This is a genomic window from Burkholderia sp. BCC0506 (assembly GCF_902833145.1).
In the GTDB taxonomy this organism is placed as follows: domain Bacteria; phylum Pseudomonadota; class Gammaproteobacteria; order Burkholderiales; family Burkholderiaceae; genus Burkholderia.
In genome coordinates this window covers 552,873-569,056 of record NZ_CADFEN010000003.1, presented here as the reverse complement: position 1 = coordinate 569,056, position 16,184 = coordinate 552,873, and the positions used below count along the sequence as shown (strand labels likewise).

Here is a 16,184-nt window from a genome sequence, read left to right as displayed (position 1 = left end):
AATTCGAGATGCGGCCGTTTCGTTTTGAACGATAATCGCGTGTTCCGATTCGTTCGCCGGAGTGTGACGTTGGCTTTCCGAAATTTCTTCCCTGCACGACGCGCAACGTGGATCGTTGCGCTGGCTGCCTGCGCGCACGCAGGCGCGGCCTGGTCCGCCGATGCGACCGCACCTGTCGCCGGTACGCGTCCGGCGGTCACGAGCTTGAGCGGCGGCGGGTCGCCGGCGGCATCGGCCGCGGTCGCGTCCGACGCGGCCGCGCAAGGCAACGTCGCCGAGCTGACGCAGATGCTGCACGACGGCCGGATCGTCGAGATGCGTACGACGTACAACGGGAGCTACGGCGCAAGCCTGATGTTCGATCCGCGCGAGATGACGTATTACGTCGCGCTGTTCCAGGACAAGAACCTGTGGCGCGTGATCCGTTCGCAGGAAAAGAATCGCGCGGAGATGGTGTACGCGAATTTCGTCCAGCAGACCGCCCAGCTTGCCGATATCGAGATCCGCCGGACCGAGTTGCAGGCACAGAAGGCATTTCTCGAACGCGTGATCGCGCTGCAGGCGAATCGTGCGCAGCAGTTGCAGGCCGACCTCAGTGTCGCGCGCAGCCAGCAGGCCGAAGTCGCGCAGCGGCAAAAGTCGGCGCAGGAGCAGGCCCAGGCGCTGCAGGTCGAGAAGCGGGCGGCGCAGTTGCAGTTGCGCGATCTGCAGGAGCAGGTGCGGCAGCTCGAGCGGCAGACCGAGACGGGGCTGCCCGTGCACAAGTAACGATTCGTCGAACGGACGGAGCGGGACGAGCGAAAACCCGGCGAAGCGACCTTCGCCGGGTTTTTTATTGCGCGGCGGTCAGTGCGCGAACGCGTCCGGCACGTCGGTCACGCGGCGGTGCGACAGTTGCGACGTCCAGTCGAAGCCGGCCGCGCCCGGGTGCGCCGGGCGAGCCGGCTGCGTGGCGCGCAGCGCGTTCGCCATGGCGATCAGCGTGGCCGGATCGTCGAGCGAGTCGCGCGTATCGCGCGTATCCGCCATGCGCGGCGGCTGGCCGGACCGCTCGTGAGCGTCGATGTCGGTCGCGCCGCGCGGGCGCGGCGCATGCACGATCGGCGGATGTGTCGCGAGCCGTGGCACGACCTGGGTGCGGGGCGGCGCCTCCGTCGTGCGCCGGTCGGTTGCCCGACGTGGCGAGGCAGGGACGCCGTGCCGTACGTCGGCCGTCGCTTGCGGATGAAGCGGTGCCGGGCGAAGCGCGACGCGGTGCGTGGCGGGTGGCGGCTCGCTCGTGCTTGCGACAGGCGTCGCCACGTCGCGCTGCGGGATGGCGCGCGTCAGCGCACCCGTCAACGCACCCGGTCGAGCCGCGGCGACATGGATGGTGCCAGCCGATCTCGTGACGTGATCGGGCGCACCGCCGGCCGCTTGAATCGCATCCGCGGAACCGAACCCCGGAGGTGGCTCGTACGTGCCGATCAGCCAGCCGATGACGCCGAGTGCGCCGATGCTCCAGCAGGCGGCATACGTCGCGCGCCGGTCGCGACGGCGGCGCGCCGGGGGGCGCCAGCGTCCGGCGGCGACCGCAGCCGGCGCGACGGGCGTACCGATCGGAGCGGGCGCCGATGTTGCCGCGGGCCACGGCTTCCATTGGCACGCGCGGTGCGGCCGGTCGACATCGATGCAGGACGTCGTCAGCGTCGCGACGCAGTTCCTGCCGGGCCGTGCGTCGGAAGCATCGGGGAATCGCCATTCGCGACCGAACGGCGGGACGTCATCGAGCGGGTGGATGCGAGGGCAGGCGAGCGCGCCTTCGACCGGGACAAGGGGCGATGGGGTCATGAAAGGGGTGTGCCGCGCGACACGGGCGACCGTGCCGGTGCGGCGCGGAAATGTCGTCGCAACGTGACATTGTGGTCAGCCGGCGAAGGCAGGTCGATCAGATCAATCTGATTCTTGTGTCCGTTTAGGGGCGACTTGTACGAGACGGATGCCGCGACGGCCGTGGCCGGGGCACTACAAGGCAAATGTCGGCCTGGCGTGGCATGATTCGCGAATCATGCCGGCGGCGTGTCGTTGCGCGTCGCGCCACCGGCGGGCAGCGATGCCCGGGCGCGCGGGCCCACCGTGTGCGTCGCGCATCGTCGGATTCATGGGGTGCGGTATTCGCGCCATCCAGCTGAGCGAGAAAACATGTCTACAGCGTCCCCTGCCATCGCGCAGGAATCGAAAGTCCGCACCGTCTTCCGGGTCGTCAGCGGCAACTTCCTGGAAATGTACGATTTCATGGTCTACGGGTATTACGCGTCGGCCATCGCGAAAACGTACTTTCCGAGCGGCAACGCGTTCGCGTCGCTGATGCTGTCGCTGTCGGTATTCGGCGCGGGCTTCCTGATGCGGCCGGTCGGCGCGATCGTGCTCGGCGCGTACATCGACCATCACGGCCGCCGCAAGGGGCTGATCCTGACGCTTGGGTTGATGGCGATCGGCACGCTCACGGTGGCCGCGATCCCGGGCTATGCGACGATCGGCGTGCTCGCGCCGGTGCTCGTGCTGCTCGGCCGGCTGCTGCAGGGCTTCTCGGCGGGCGTCGAGCTCGGCGGCGTGTCGGTCTATCTGTCGGAGATCGCGACGAAGGGGCACAAGGGGTTCTATACGTCGTGGCAGTCGGGCAGCCAGCAGGTGGCCGTCGTGTTCGCCGCGTTCGTCGGTGTCGTGCTGAACCGCGCGCTGCCGGCCGAGGAAATGACCACGTGGGGCTGGCGCATTCCGTTTCTGATCGGCTGCCTGATCGTGCCGTTCCTGTTCCTGATCCGCCGGTCGCTGAAGGAGACCGACGAATTCCTTGCGAAGCGTCACCGTCCGACGATGGGCGAGATCATGCGTTCGATGCTCGACAACTGGGGCGTCGTGGTGGCCGGCATGGGGATGGTGATCATGACGACGGTGTCGTTCTACATGATTACCGCTTATACGCCGACCTTCGGCAAGGAAGTGCTGCACCTGTCATCGCTCGACGCGCTCGTCGTGACCGTCTGCGTCGGAATCTCGAATCTCGTGTGGCTGCCGCTGTCCGGGGCGCTGTCCGACCGCGTCGGCCGCCGCCCGGTCCTGATCGCGTTCACCGTGCTGACGCTGGTGTCGGCTTACCCGGCCGTGCAGTGGCTCGTCGGCGATCCGTCGTTCCTGCGCCTGCTCGCGGTCGAGCTGTGGCTGTCGTTCCTGTACGCGTCCTACAACGGGGCGATGGTCGTCGCGCTCACCGAAGTGATGCCGGCCGACGTGCGTACGGCCGGCTTCTCGCTTGCCTACAGCCTCGCAACGACGATCGGCGGGTTCACGCCGGCGATCTCGACGCTGCTGATCCACCAGACGGGCAACAAGGCGGCGCCGGGACTGTGGTTGAGCGTGGCCGCGATCTGCGGCCTGATCGCGACGCTCGTGCTGTACCGCACGGCCGACGCGCGCAACCAGTACAAGTCGGCCTGACGGCGACCGGCATGGCGCGCGGCATCGGCCGCGCATCACATCGAGAAAGGGGGCGCGATGCGCTCCCTTTCTCGTTTGCGGTCAGGCTTCGCGGAGCAGGCCGGCCACCGCGGCCGCCACGTCGGCCCACGCGCTCGGCGCCGGCTGGCGGACGATGCGGGCGTGCGCATACCACGGGCAGTCGTCGCCGGTGAACCAGCGCCAGTCGGCCGCGAACGGCAGCATGACCCACAGCGGCTTGCCGAGCGCGCCCGCGAGGTGCGCGACAGCCGTGTCGATCGTGACGACGCCGTCGAGGCGCTCGATCAGCGCGGCCGTATCGGCAAAATCGTTCAGCCGGCCGTCGAGACGATGCACGCGCGGATGCGCGTCGACGCGCGCCCGTTCGTCGTCGTCGAGCGCGGGCTGCAGCACGATCCAGTCGATGTCCGGCAGCGCGAGCAGCGGCGCGAGCGCGTCGAACGGCATCGAGCGGTTTTCCTGCGCCTGCCGGCGCCCGGACCATGCGAGCCCGAACTTGCGTTTCGACTGCCCGCCGAGCGAGCCGCGAAAGCGCCGGCGGGCGCCGTCGGGTGCGTCGAGGTAGCGCGAGCCGACGATGTCTTCCGGTTGAAGCCCGAGCAGGAACGGCAGGCTCATCAGCGTGCAGGCGACGTCCGCGGCGGGCGGCTTCGCGGCGCCTTGCGGGACGAGCGTCACGCGCCAGCGCGACGCGGCCGGCGCCAGCAGCGCGACGAGTTCCGGCTGGACTTCGAGCACGACGCGCGCGCAGCGAGCGCGGGCCAGCGGCACGAAGCGGACGAACTGCAGCGTGTCGCCGAACCCCTGTTCCGCGCGGATCAGCAGCGCGCGCGAGGCGATCGGCTCGCCCTGCCAGCGCGGCAGCGCGCCGAGCGGCGTCGCGCCGGGCGTCTCGTGGCGCGCTTCGTAGGCGGGCAGGCCGCGCGTGAAGTCGCGCAGCGTCAGCAGCGTGACCGCACGGTGCAGCCGCGCGAGCGTGAGATCGGGCGCGACGCGCAGCGCCTGCTCGAATGCGCGCAGCGCCATCTCGTGCGCGCCGAGCGCGTGATGCGCGTTGCCGAGATTCAGCCATGCGAGCCCGAACGACGGATCGAGCCCGACGGCGCGCTCGTAGTACGGCAGCGCGTCGCGGTGGCGCCCCTGTGCGCAGAGCGCGTTCGCGAGCCCGAACAGCGCGAGCGGAAACGGCGGGTGCAGCGCGAGCGCGGCTTCGAATGCCGCGGCCGCCTCGGCATGCCGGCCGACCGCATCGAACGTGTTGCCGAGGTTGAAATGGGCGGCGACGAAACGGGGCTGCGCGGCGATCGCGGCCTGGAAGTGCGCGATCGCATCGTCGGCGCGCCCCATCGCGCTCAGCGCCATCCCGAGGTTGTTGTGCGCACCCGCATGCCCCGGCCGGAGCTCGAGCGCGCGACCGAACGCGGCGAGCGCGTCGTCGTGGCGGCCGAGCGCGTTCAGCGCGTTGCCGAGATTGTTGTGGATCGACGCGTCGTCGGGCGTGAGCCGCAGCGCGCGGCCGAACGCGTCGATCGCATCGTCGTGACGGTGCAGCGCCGCATACGCGTTGCCGAGGTTGTAATGCGCGAGCGGAAATTCGGGCGCGAGCGTGAGCGCGTTGCGAAACCGGTCGATCGCTTCGTCGACGCGGCCGAGCGCTTTCAGTGCGTTGCCGAGATTGAGCTGCAGCGCGGCATCGTCCGGACGCAGTGCGACGGCGCGACCGACGAGATCGGCTGCTTCGGCATGCTGGCCCTGCTGGTGCCGCAGTACGCCGAACAGGTGCAGCGCGTCGGCGTCGGCAGGGTTGGAGGCGAGCGCGTCGCGATAGCCGTGCTCGGCCTCGGCGAGGCGGCCCGCGCGGTGTGCGGCGTACGCCCGGTCGAATGCGGAATCCATGAGGCTAAAACTGGCGGAAAGCGCGTATTTTCCCACACCGCGCGACGGGGCCGCGTATCGGCCGGTTGGCATATGGCCCCGTCACGCGGAGCGGCGTAGACTTGCAGAGTCGCGTGTCATCGAGGTTTCCATGGCTGACACATTGCCCGATATCCCGCCCGTGCTGATCGTCGGCGCGGGGCCGACCGGCCTTGCCGCGGCGATGAGCCTCGCGCGGGCCCGCGTGCCGGTGCGCATCATCGACCGTCTCGTCGCGCCCGCGCCGTTTTCGCGTGCGATCGGCATCCAGGCGCGTACGCTCGAGCTGCTGGAGCAGCATCGCGCGGTCGAACCGTTTCTCGCGCTCGGCCATCGCGCGCATGCGGCCGAGCTGCATGCCGATGGCCGCGTGATCGCTCGGCTCGATTTCGATCCGCTGCAAACGCGTTATCCGTATCTGATGTTTCTCGACCAGAGCGTCACCGAGCGGCTGCTCGCCGAGCATCTGGCCGGAATGGGCGTGACCGTCGAACGCGGTACGACGCTGACGGCATGCGACGCGGGCGGCACGTCGCTCGACGTGACGCTGCACCGCGCCGACGGTCGCGACGAGTCGTTCGCCCCGTCGTACCTGATTGCGGCCGACGGCGCGCACAGCACGGTCAGGCATCTGCTCGGCCTGGGCTTTGCCGGGCATGCATTCGAGCAGACGTTCCTGCTGGCCGATTTCGCGGCGATACCCGACTGGCCGGACGAGGAGATCCACCTGTTCACGACGCCCGCCGGCATCGCGGGCCTGTTTCCGATGGGGGGCGGACGTTACCGGCTCGTCGCCGACCGGCCGCCCCGCAGCGACGCGTCGCCCGGCGCGCCGGCTCCGTCGCTCGAGGAGTGCGACGCGATCATTCGTGCGCGCGTCGGCGCATCGATCTCGCCAAGCGATCTCGCGTGGTCGTCGTATTTCCACCTGCACAGCCGGATGGTCGACCGGCTGCGTCACGGCCGCGTATTCTTCGCGGGCGACGCCGCGCACGTCCACAGCCCGGCCGGCGCGCAGGGCATGAACACCGGCATCCAGGAGGCGTTCAACCTCGGCTGGAAGCTCGCACGCGTCCTCGGCGCAGGCGCGCCGGAGCGGTTGCTCGACACGTATCACGCGGAGCGCCATCCGATCGAGCGCGACGTGTTGCGGCAGACCGGTTTCGTCACGCAGGTCGTCGAAGCCGAGCGCGGCGCGATGAAGCTGCTGCGCGATCACGTCGTGCCGCTGCTGGCGTCGTTCGGGCCGATGCGCGACGCGGTCAGGCGCACGGTGAGCGAGCTCGGCGTGCAGTACCGGAAGAGTCCGCTCACGCTCGAGCGCGTGCTCGACGGCGGCCCGCGCGCGGGCGAGCGTGCGCCCGACGCACTCGTGCACGTGCTCGACGGGCCGCTCGGCCGCGCGCCCGGCACGGCGCGGCTATACGATCTTCACGATCCGGCGAGCTTCACGCTGTTGCTGCTGGAAGAGCCGGTGGATACCGAGGCCGGCGAGGTGCCGTCGATCCCGGCCGATGCGCGGGCGCTCGTGCAGGGGCTCGAACGGATCATGCCGGAGGCGGTACGCGTGTGGCGTGTCGCCGACGCCGAAGGCGACGGGGTGGCGGGCCTCGCGCAGGAGTACGGCCGCTCGCGGCCGTCGTTCTATCTGCTGCGGCCCGACGGCTATGTGGCCGCGCGCGGGCGCACGGCAACCGACGCGAACGCGCTGCTGCGCCACTGCGAAAGCTGGTTCGCGGGCATGTCGGTGTCCGCGTAGCCGCGCGTTCAGGCGGGCACCGCGGCAGGAACGAGCGATGCGCGATGTGCGGCGATCGCATCGCGCACGATCGGCGCGGCGCGCTGTCCGGCCGCGCTCGACGGATCGTCGAGCGCGGCGAACAACGCGCGACGCATGCGCGGCTCCCAGAAGCGCCGGATATGCTCGGCGATGCCGGTCAGCGCTTCGTCTCGATCGGGCATCGATTCGAAGAAGGCGCCGATCTGGTTGGCCATGTCGATCAGGTGGTCGTGGTCCATGGCTGCCTCACTTGCCTGTCGTCGCGGCGGCCGGCGCGGCGGCGCGGCGCTCGAGCAGGTCGAGCTGCTCCGTGTTGAAGCGCGCATACGCGCGCTGCCAGTCGGACGGCTGCGCAACCGGCAGCACCTGCACGGCCGTGACCTTGTATTCGGGGCAGTTGGTCGCCCAGTCGGAGCTGTCCGTCGTGATCACGTTCGCGCCCGATTCGGGGAAGTGGAACGTGGTGTACACGACGCCCGGCTGCATGCGCTCCGTCACGAGCGCGCGCAGCACCGTCTGTCCCGCGCGCGATTCGATGCCGACCCAGTCGCCGGTGCGGATTCCGCGATCCTGTGCGTCGTGCGGATGGATCTCGAGGCGATCCTCTTCGTGCCACCGCACGTTCTCGGTCCGGCGCGTCTGCGCGCCGACGTTGTATTGCGACAGGATGCGGCCGGTCGTCAGGATCAGCGGATAGCGCTGCGTGACCTTCTCCGGCGTCGGAATGAACTTGGTGATCACGAACCGGCCCTTGCCGCGCACGAACTGGTCGATGTGCATGGTCGGCGTGCCTTCCGGCGCGTGTTCGTTGCACGGCCACTGGATGCTGCCGAGCGCGTCGAGCTTCTCGTACGACACGCCCGAGAAGGTCGGCGTGAGCCGTGCGATCTCGTCCATGATTTCCGACGGATGCGAGTAGTGCATGTCGTAGCCGAGCGCCCGCGACAGCAGCAGCGTGACTTCCCAGTCCGCGTAGCCGGCGAGCGGCGGCATCACCTTGCGCACGCGCGAGATGCGGCGCTCCGCGTTCGTGAACGTGCCGTCCTTCTCGAGGAAGGTCGAGCCCGGCAGCAGCACGTGCGCGTATTTGGCCGTCTCGTTCAGGAAGATGTCCTGCACGACGATGCATTCCATCGCCGACAGCGCGGCCGCCACGTGCTGTGTGTTCGGGTCCGACTGCACGATGTCCTCGCCCTGGCAGTAGAGCCCCTTGAAGCTGCCGTCGAGCGCCGCGTCGAACATGTTCGGGATGCGCAGCCCGGGCTCCGGCTGCAGCGTGGCCGACCAGGCTGCTTCGAACTGCGCGCGCACGGCGGCGTCGCCGATGTGGCGGTAGCCGGGCAGTTCGTGCGGGAACGAGCCCATGTCGCACGAACCCTGCACGTTGTTCTGGCCGCGCAGCGGATTGACGCCGACGCCTTCGCGGCCGACGTTGCCGGTCGCCATCGCGAGGTTCGCGATGCCCATCACCGTCGTCGAGCCCTGTGCGTGTTCGGTGACGCCCAGGCCGTAATAGATCGCGGCGTTGCCGCCTGTCGCGTAGAGGCGCGCGGCCTCGCGCACCCGCTCGGCCGGCACGCCCGTCACGTCCGCGGTCGCCTCGGGCGAATTGTCGGGCTGCGCGACGAAGTCGCGCCATTGCTCGAACGCGCGCGTGTCGCAGCGCTCGGCGACGAACGCGTCGGCCACCAACCCTTCGGTGACGATCACGTGCGCCAGCGCATTGACGATCGCGACGTTGGTGCCCGGGCGCAACTGCAGGTGATGCGTGGCCTTCACGTGCGGGCCGTCGACGACGTCGATGCGGCGCGGGTCGATCACGATCAGCTTCGCGCCTTCGCGCACGCGCCGCTTCAGCCGCGAGCCGAATACCGGGTGCCCGTCGGTCGGGTTCGCGCCCATCACGACGATCACGTCGGCCTGGCCGACCGATGCGAACGTCTGCGTGCCGGCCGATTCGCCGAGCGTCGTCTTGAGGCCATAGCCGGTCGGCGAGTGGCACACGCGTGCGCAGGTATCGACGTTGTTGTTGCCGAACGCGGCGCGCACGAGCTTCTGCACGAGATAGGTTTCCTCGTTCGTGCAGCGCGACGACGTGATGCCGCCGATCGAATCGCGGCCGTACTTCTGCTGCAGCTTGCGGAATTGCGTCGCCGCGTAGGTGAGGGCTTCGTCCCAGCTCACTTCGCGCCACGGGTCGGTGATCTTCTCGCGGATCATCGGCTTCGTGATGCGGTCCTTGTGCGTCGCGTAGCCCCACGCGAAGCGTCCCTTCACGCATGCGTGGCCTTCGTTCGCGAGGCCGTTCTTGTGCGGCGTCATGCGCACGACCTGCGTGCCCTTCATCTCGGCCTTGAACGAGCAGCCGACGCCGCAGTACGCGCAGGTCGTGACGACCGAGTGTTCGGCCTGGCCGAGCTGCACGACGGATTTTTCCTGCAGCGTGGCGGTCGGGCACGCGGCGACACACGCACCGCACGACACGCATTCCGACGCCATGAACGATTCGCTTTCGCCGGCGGCGACGCGCGATTCGAAGCCGCGCGCGGCGATCGTCAGCGCGAACGTGCCCTGCGTTTCCTCGCACGCGCGCACGCAGCGGTTGCAGACGATGCATTTGGACGGGTCGTACGTGAAGTACGGGTTCGATTCGTCCTTCGTGTCCTTCAGGTGATTCGCGCCGTCAAAGCCGTAGCGCACTTCGCGCAGGCCGACCACGCCCGCCATGTCCTGCAGCTCGCAGTCGCCGTTGGCCGGGCAGGTGAGGCAGTCGAGCGGGTGGTCGGAGATGTACAACTCCATCACGTTGCGGCGCAGCGACTGCAGCCGGTCCGATTGCGTGCGCACCTTCATCCCGGCTTCGGCGGGCGTCGTGCACGACGCCGGATAACCGCGCCGGCCCTCGATTTCGACGAGGCACAGGCGGCACGAGCCGAACGGTTCGAGCGAGTCGGTCGCGCACAGCTTCGGCACGTTGATGCCGGCTTCGATCGCCGCGCGCATCACCGACGTGCCGGCCGGCACCGTCACCGGCTGGCCGTCGATTTCGAGCGTGACGTCGGTATCGGCATGCCGTTGCGGCGTGCCGTAGTCGGTTTCGTCGAACGGATCGCGGGCGCGCGCCTGGGCGGCGCTCTTGCACGCGCATTGGCCCGAGCCGCAGCCGCCTTGGCGGACGTTGTTCGTGTCGAGGGACATGCAGGGCTCCTTCTGGGTCAGGCCGCGGCCTTGACCGGACCCGACGCGGCATCCTTGCCGGCGGCGAGCCCGAAATCTTCGGGGAAATGGTCGAGCGCGGACAGCACCGGGTACGGCGTCATGCCGCCCATCGCGCACAGCGAGCCGGCGAGCATCGTGTCGCACAGGTCGCGCAGCAGCGTGACCTGGCGCTCCGACGTATCGCCGTCGCGGATCCGTGCGATCGTCTCGACGCCGCGCGTCGAACCGATCCGGCAGGGCGTGCACTTGCCGCACGATTCGATCGCGCAGAACTTCATCGCGTATTCGGCCAGCTCGGCGAGATTCGACGTGTCGTCGTGCAGCACGATGCCGCCGTGGCCGACGACCGCGCCGATCGCCGTGTATGCCTCGTAATCGAGCGGCACGTCCCACTGGTGGTCGGGCAGGTAGGTGCCGAGCGGGCCGCCGACCTGCGCGGCGCGTGCCGCCCGGCCGGTGGCCGTGCCGCCGCCGAAGTCGAACAGCAGCTCGCGCAGCGTGACGCCGAACGCAAGCTCGACGAGGCCGCCGCGGCGGATGTTGCCTGCCAGCTGGAACGGCAGCGTGCCGCGCGAGCGGCCCATCCCGTAGTCGCGATAGAACGCGGCGCCGCGCGCGAAGATCACGGGCGCCGTCGCGAGCGTGATCACGTTGTTGATGACGGTCGGCTGGCCGAACAGGCCGGCGAGCGCGGGCAGCGGCGGCTTCGCGCGCACGACGCCGCGCTTGCCCTCGAGCGATTCGAGCAGCGCCGTTTCCTCGCCGCATACGTACGAGCCTGCGCCTTTCGCGACGTGCAGTTCGAACGCATGCGCGGAGCCGAGCACGTGTTCGCCGAGCCAGCCGGCTTCACGCGCGCGGACGATCGCCGCTTCGAGCGTGGCGATCGCGTGCGGGTATTCGCTGCGCACGTAGATGTAGCCAACCGTCGCGCCGGTGGCGACGCCCGCGATGATCATCCCTTCGATCAGGCAGTACGGGTCGCATTCCATCAGCAGGCGGTCGGAGAACGTGCCCGAATCGCCTTCGTCCGCGTTGCAGACGATGTATTTCTGCGCGGCGCGCGCTTGCCGCACGGTACGCCATTTGATGCCGGCCGGGAACGCCGCGCCGCCGCGGCCGCGCAGCCCCGACTCGATCAGCGTTTCGCATGCGGCATCGCCGCCGAGCGCCAGGACGTTCTTCAGGCCGACGAGGCCTTCGTGTCGCAGGTAGTCGTCGATCGACAGCGGATCGGTCAGGCCGATGCGCGCGAACGTGAGCCGCTGCTGGCGTGCGAGATAGGGCAGCGCGTCGACGAGGCCGACGCCGCTCGGATGCGTGCCGCCTTCGAGCCAGTTGGCGTCGAACAGGGCCGGCACGTCGGCGGCCGACAGGTTGGCATAGCCGACACGGCCGGCGGCCGTACCGACCTCGACGAGCGGCTCGAGCCACAGCAGCCCGCGCGAACCGTTGCGGACCAGTTCGATCGCGACGCCGCGCCGCTCCGCTTCGGCCACGATCGCGACGGCGAGCGCGTCGGCGCCGAGCGCCAGCGCGGACGAATCGCGCGGAACGTAGATGCGGGTGGTCATGCGGCCTCCGTCGTGTGGGCGACCGCGTCGGCCAGCAGGGCGTCGAACTTCTCCGGCGTGACCTTGGCGTGAAGTACCCCGTTGACCGTCATCGACGGCGATTGCGCGCACAGTCCGAGGCAGTAGACCGATTCGAGCGCGACGTCGGCCGGCGCGTGGGCCGCGGCGGCATCGCCGTGCGCCGCGTCGAACCGGCAGCCCGTGCGGGCTTGCGCGTGGGCGGCGAGCGTTTCGCAGCCCATGCTGCGGCACGCTTCGGCACGGCACATCTGGATCGTCACGCGGGCGGGCGGCGCGGTGCGGAAGTGGTGGTAGTAGGTCAGCACGCCGTGCACTTCCGCGCGCGACAGGTTCAGCGCCTTGGCGAGCGGCGCGACGCAGCCCGGCGGCACGTAGCCCGCGTCGTCCTGGATCGCGTGCAGGATCGCGACGAGCGAGCGGCCGGCGCGCGCATGGCGCTCGACGAGCGCGTCGGCCGCGGGGGAATTCGGGGACATCGCTTATGCTCCTCCAAAGTCTCATATGCGCTCGCAGTTCATATAGTGCGCATCGGGACTTCGTTCTGATTGATTTTGACCAACGATAAGCGGAAGATCTCGCCGTCGCAATAGGAAATCGGAGTGCATAATTGATTCGGATCGAATGCGACGCGTATCTGACCGTACGCGACACGGAAGGCCGCTCGGCCAGTCTGTCTGACGTCGCTCCGCTGCTGGAACTCGTGGCCGACACGGGCAGCATCGCGCAGGCCGCGCAAGCCAAGGGGCTGTCGTACCGGCATGCGTGGGGCATGCTGCGCGCGCTGGAGTCGTGTATCGGCGGGGAATTGATCGACACCGCGCGCGGCAAGGGTTCGACGTTGTCGGCGCTCGGGCAGGCGGTCGTCGATGCGCAGCGTCTGGCGCGCAGCCGCCTCGACGGAAACCTGCGCACGCTGGCGGCCGAGGTGGCCAGCGAGCTGAACCGGCGGCTCGCGCAGCGCGACGGCGCCGTGCGCATTCATGCGTCGCACGGCTACGCGGTGGCGACGCTCGTCTCCGCGCTCGTCGATGCGCAGGCGGCCGTCGACATCAAGTATCGCGAGAGCATCGAGGCCGTGCAGGCGCTCGCGCGCGGCGAATGCGACCTCGCCGGCTTCCATTTGCCGCGCGGCGCGTTTCGCGCGCAGTGCGCGCAGATCTACCGGCCCTGGCTCGACGACACGCGCCACGTGCTGATCCATCTGACGCGTCGCCAACAGGGGTTGTTCGTTGCGCGCGGCAATCCGAAGCAGGTCCGCGGGCTGGCTGATCTGGCACGCAACGACATCCGCTTCGTCAACCGCCAGCCGGGGTCCGGCACGCGCATGCTGCTGGATCTCGCGTTGCGCGCGATCGGCATCGACCCGGAGCGCATCGACGGCTACGCGTCGGCCGAACTCACGCATTCGGCGATCGCCGCGTTCGTCGCGAGCGGAATGGCCGATCTCGGCTTCGGCGTCGAGCCGGCCGCGCGTCACTTCGGGCTCGACTTCATCCCGATCGTCGACGAGGACTATTACTTCGCATGCGACCGCGCGCGGCTCGATGCGCGGCCGCTCGCCGACGTGCTGGCGCTGCTGCGCGACGCGCGTTTCGTCGAGCGCGTCGCGCATCTCGACGGGTACGACCCGGCCGCGTGCGGTGCGCTGGAGCGGATCGCGACCGGGCTGGCCGGCAGCGACGGCACGAGCATGCCGGACGGCAATACCCGGTAACGGGAACGCGATCGGACCGCGCTGCAGCAGTAGGGGATTTGCGCTACGCTTGCCGCTTGATCAACGTTCCAACAAGCACGCCGTTCAGGCGTCATCCCGCCATGAAATTTTCCGTTCCCCTTACCGCGGCAGCGTTGACCGCGGGGCTGCTGGTCGTCGCGTCGCCGTTTGCGTTCGCGCAGAATTCCCCGGGTGTGCCCGGCGGGATCCTGAGCGAACAGTTTCGCCTGAACGAACATCCGCAGATGCCGTTCGCGGCGTCGGCGCCGTCGCAGAAATACCAGAGCGGCAAGAAGTCGTCGTTGCGCCGCAAGGGCGACCTGGGCGACCCGAACGGCTGCAACCTGAAGTGCCCGATGGACACCCAGTAGCACGCGGGCAGGCGCTTCTACGCCGGAGGGCGGCGCTTGCCGCCTGCGCAGCGGTTTTCCAACGGACAGACGACTGCGCACGTTCCGGCCCGATCCTGCCTTGCTCGAGCCCCGCGAAGCCGGCCGCTTCGCGGGGCTCGGTCTTTTTCGGCGAACCTTGACGCAGTCGGGACGAACGAGGCGCCGTTCGCCCGCCTTGTCGCGCCGTCAGGGTGCTAGGGTTAACCCGTAAATCAGGAAGGATGTGTTCCTGAAACCTGCCTTATTCTTAAGCATTTGCCTACATAAACTTCGGTTTGTCGGCGCTGAACACGGTGTTCACCGCTCAATCAGACAAAATCTGGAGGTAGGTCATCATGAAGTCGCTCGTTCAAGCCATTGTCGTTGCTGCTGCACTCGTTGCCCCGGTCGTGTCGTTCGCCCAGTCGGGCTCGACGATCACCCGTGCGCAGGTTCGTGCCGAACTGGTTCAACTCCAGCGGGCCGGTTACAACTCCGCCCGCGGTGAAGATCCGCATTATCCGGAAGCGATCCAGGCCGCCACGGCGCGTATCGCGGAGCAGCAGCGTGCACTGGCACAAGCACAAGGTGTCGACGCCAGCGGCTACGGTGCGCAGGCGCAGGGCGCGTCGGCGTCGGGGTCGCGCGCGATGGGCGTGCGCCCGGCCAGCGCGGAAGAAATGAAGTCGCTGTATCGCGGCAGCTGAGCCGCACATGTCCGGTGCGGGCCGGCATAGGTGCCGCTGCGTCGTTCCGAAGCCCGACCACCGGGCAGCCGCTGCCCGACGCAACCGACGATGGCGCGGCCGCGGCAGCGCATCCGTCACCTCCTGCCGCCGCCACGGCGGCGGCATTCCGCCCGGCCCGCCCGTGGCTGGGCGCTTTTTCGCAAGGAGCGGGGCGTGTGCGTTTCGCCGGAAACAAAAAACCCCGCGGAGCAACGCTCGGCGGGGTCTTCGTTGCGAAACGTGGCGAACGTTTCGCGCGTATTTGGTGGAGGCGGCGGGAATCGAACCCGCGTCCAGAAGCGCTCCACGACTAGTTCTACATGTTTAGTCCAGTCTTTTGATTTAACCGCAGCGACGCGGACGAACACGCTGCACTACGGCGATTCGCTAGATTTTCGACCCTGGCGTCGCGACGCCGACAGGGCTTAACTGACGTAAATGACCTCTGGCGGTATTGCTACCGGTCTTGCGACACTAGCCCGTCAGTGAACTAGGCAGAGGACGGCGGCCCTTAGGCTGCCAGTGCGAACGTATCGTCGTTTGCAGTTACGATTTTCCCATTGATTAACGAGGTGACGGGTCCTCGACATGCCCTAGCCGCTTCACAACCCCTGTCGAAACCAGGTCGCCCCCGCGGATAAGATCAAACATTATAGCCCAACATCGCGCAGCAGGTCCCGCAGTTCCTGTGTCGTGTCGACGAGGTGCTGGGCCTGCCAGTCGGCCGGCGCGATGCCGTCGCCGCAATAGCCGTACGCGGCTGCCACGGTAGCCATGCCGGCGGCGCTGCCGGCCTGAATGTCGCGCAGGTCGTCGCCGACGTAGACGATGCGCGCGGGCGCGAGCGTCAGCTGGCCGGCCGCATGCAGCAGCGGGGCCGGATGCGGCTTCGGGTGCGGCGTTGTGTCGCCCCCGACGACGCAGGCGGCGCGCGGCGCGAGGCCGAGCAGGTCGACGAGCGGTGCCGTGAGCCGCATCGCCTTGTTCGTCACGATGCCCCAGCGCACGCCGCGCGCATCGAGCTCGTCGAGCACGTCGCCGATGCCGGGGAACAGTGTCGTCTGCACGCAGAGATCGGCCGCGTAGTTGGCCAGGAACTCGTCGCGCATCGCTTCGTAGCCGGGGGTGTGCGGATCGATGCCGAACGCGCCACCGAGCAGCCCGCGCGCGCCGGCCGAGGCGAGCGGCCTCAACACGTCGAGTGACGTTTCGGGCAGCCCGCGCTCGCGCTGCATCTTGTTGACGGCCGCCGCGAGGTCGGGCGCCGTGTCGGCGAGCGTGCCGTCCAGATCGAACAGGACCGCATCGCAGTGCAGCAGGCGCGGTGCGTCTGCGATCCGCGCGGTCGAAAGGGGAGTCGTCATG

13 protein-coding genes and 1 other RNA gene are annotated in these 16,184 nt (G+C 68.9%); 6 read left to right on the top strand and 8 right to left on the bottom strand.

What is annotated here, in order from left to right; translation table 11 throughout:
- The first annotated feature begins 69 nt into the window (after positions 1-69).
- The gene (locus tag HWX62_RS09925; protein WP_175929707.1) at positions 70-768 is read left to right on the top strand and encodes a DUF2968 domain-containing protein; all 699 of its coding nucleotides are present in this window, start codon (positions 70-72) and stop codon (positions 766-768) included.
- Positions 769-846: 78 nt separating this feature from the next.
- Here the strand turns inward: HWX62_RS09925 and HWX62_RS33035 are convergent, their stop codons facing one another.
- Positions 847-1,128 carry a hypothetical protein gene (locus HWX62_RS33035; RefSeq protein WP_244136005.1) on the bottom strand — a complete coding sequence of 94 codons (282 nt, stop codon included), beginning with the start codon at positions 1,126-1,128 and terminating at the stop codon, positions 847-849.
- A 1,053-nt stretch (positions 1,129-2,181) separates the two neighbouring features.
- On the opposite strand from HWX62_RS33035, the gene HWX62_RS09915 reads away from it, so the two are divergent.
- Positions 2,182-3,477, top strand: coding sequence for an MFS transporter (locus HWX62_RS09915; protein WP_175929705.1), 1,296 nt, complete (start codon positions 2,182-2,184; stop codon positions 3,475-3,477).
- 81 nt (positions 3,478-3,558) lie between these two features.
- Here HWX62_RS09915 and HWX62_RS09910 read toward each other — a convergent pair whose 3' ends face one another.
- Positions 3,559-5,466: a tetratricopeptide repeat protein gene (locus HWX62_RS09910; protein WP_175929704.1), complete on the bottom strand. Its 1,908-nt coding sequence runs from the start codon at positions 5,464-5,466 to the stop codon at positions 3,559-3,561.
- 58 nt (positions 5,467-5,524) lie between these two features.
- Between HWX62_RS09910 and HWX62_RS09905 the strand changes: the two genes are divergently transcribed.
- Positions 5,525-7,171, top strand: a complete 1,647-nt coding sequence (locus HWX62_RS09905) for an FAD-dependent monooxygenase (protein ID WP_175929703.1) — start codon at positions 5,525-5,527, stop codon at positions 7,169-7,171.
- 8 nt (positions 7,172-7,179) lie between these two features.
- Here the strand turns inward: HWX62_RS09905 and HWX62_RS09900 are convergent, their stop codons facing one another.
- Genes HWX62_RS09900 through HWX62_RS09885 form a run of 4 tightly spaced genes read right to left on the bottom strand, consistent with a single transcriptional unit; the run spans position 7,180 to position 12,482 of the window.
- Positions 7,180-7,431: a formate dehydrogenase subunit delta gene (locus HWX62_RS09900; protein ID WP_175929702.1), complete on the bottom strand. Its 252-nt coding sequence runs from the start codon at positions 7,429-7,431 to the stop codon at positions 7,180-7,182.
- A gap of 7 nt (positions 7,432-7,438) precedes the next feature.
- Entirely contained in the window at positions 7,439-10,390 is a 2,952-nt protein-coding gene (gene fdhF, locus HWX62_RS09895) for a formate dehydrogenase subunit alpha (RefSeq protein WP_175929701.1), read from the bottom strand.
- A 17-nt stretch (positions 10,391-10,407) separates the two neighbouring features.
- Positions 10,408-11,985, bottom strand: coding sequence for a formate dehydrogenase beta subunit (locus HWX62_RS09890; protein WP_175929700.1), 1,578 nt, complete (start codon positions 11,983-11,985; stop codon positions 10,408-10,410).
- Entirely contained in the window at positions 11,982-12,482 is a 501-nt protein-coding gene (locus tag HWX62_RS09885) for an NAD(P)H-dependent oxidoreductase subunit E (protein ID WP_175929699.1), read from the bottom strand. The genes HWX62_RS09890 and HWX62_RS09885 overlap by 4 nt, the downstream gene beginning before the upstream one ends.
- A gap of 131 nt (positions 12,483-12,613) precedes the next feature.
- On the opposite strand from HWX62_RS09885, the gene HWX62_RS09880 reads away from it, so the two are divergent.
- The 3 genes from HWX62_RS09880 to HWX62_RS09870 all read left to right on the top strand — a co-directional run bounded on the left by HWX62_RS09880 (position 12,614) and on the right by HWX62_RS09870 (position 14,798).
- A complete protein-coding gene (locus HWX62_RS09880; protein WP_175929698.1) occupies positions 12,614-13,720 on the top strand; it encodes a substrate-binding domain-containing protein in 1,107 nt (368 codons plus the stop codon).
- 101 nt (positions 13,721-13,821) lie between these two features.
- The gene (locus HWX62_RS09875) at positions 13,822-14,091 is read left to right on the top strand and encodes a hypothetical protein (protein WP_175929697.1); all 270 of its coding nucleotides are present in this window, start codon (positions 13,822-13,824) and stop codon (positions 14,089-14,091) included.
- A gap of 356 nt (positions 14,092-14,447) precedes the next feature.
- Positions 14,448-14,798 carry a DUF4148 domain-containing protein gene (locus HWX62_RS09870; RefSeq protein WP_175929696.1) on the top strand — a complete coding sequence of 117 codons (351 nt, stop codon included), beginning with the start codon at positions 14,448-14,450 and terminating at the stop codon, positions 14,796-14,798.
- Positions 14,799-15,082: 284 nt separating this feature from the next.
- Here the strand turns inward: HWX62_RS09870 and ssrA are convergent.
- Positions 15,083-15,452: a transfer-messenger RNA gene (gene ssrA, locus HWX62_RS09865) on the bottom strand.
- 17 nt (positions 15,453-15,469) lie between these two features.
- Positions 15,470-16,183 (bottom strand): phosphoglycolate phosphatase, encoded by a 714-nt coding sequence (gene gph, locus HWX62_RS09860; protein ID WP_175929695.1) that lies wholly within the window; start codon positions 16,181-16,183, stop codon positions 15,470-15,472.
- Position 16,184: the final 1 nt, after the last annotated feature.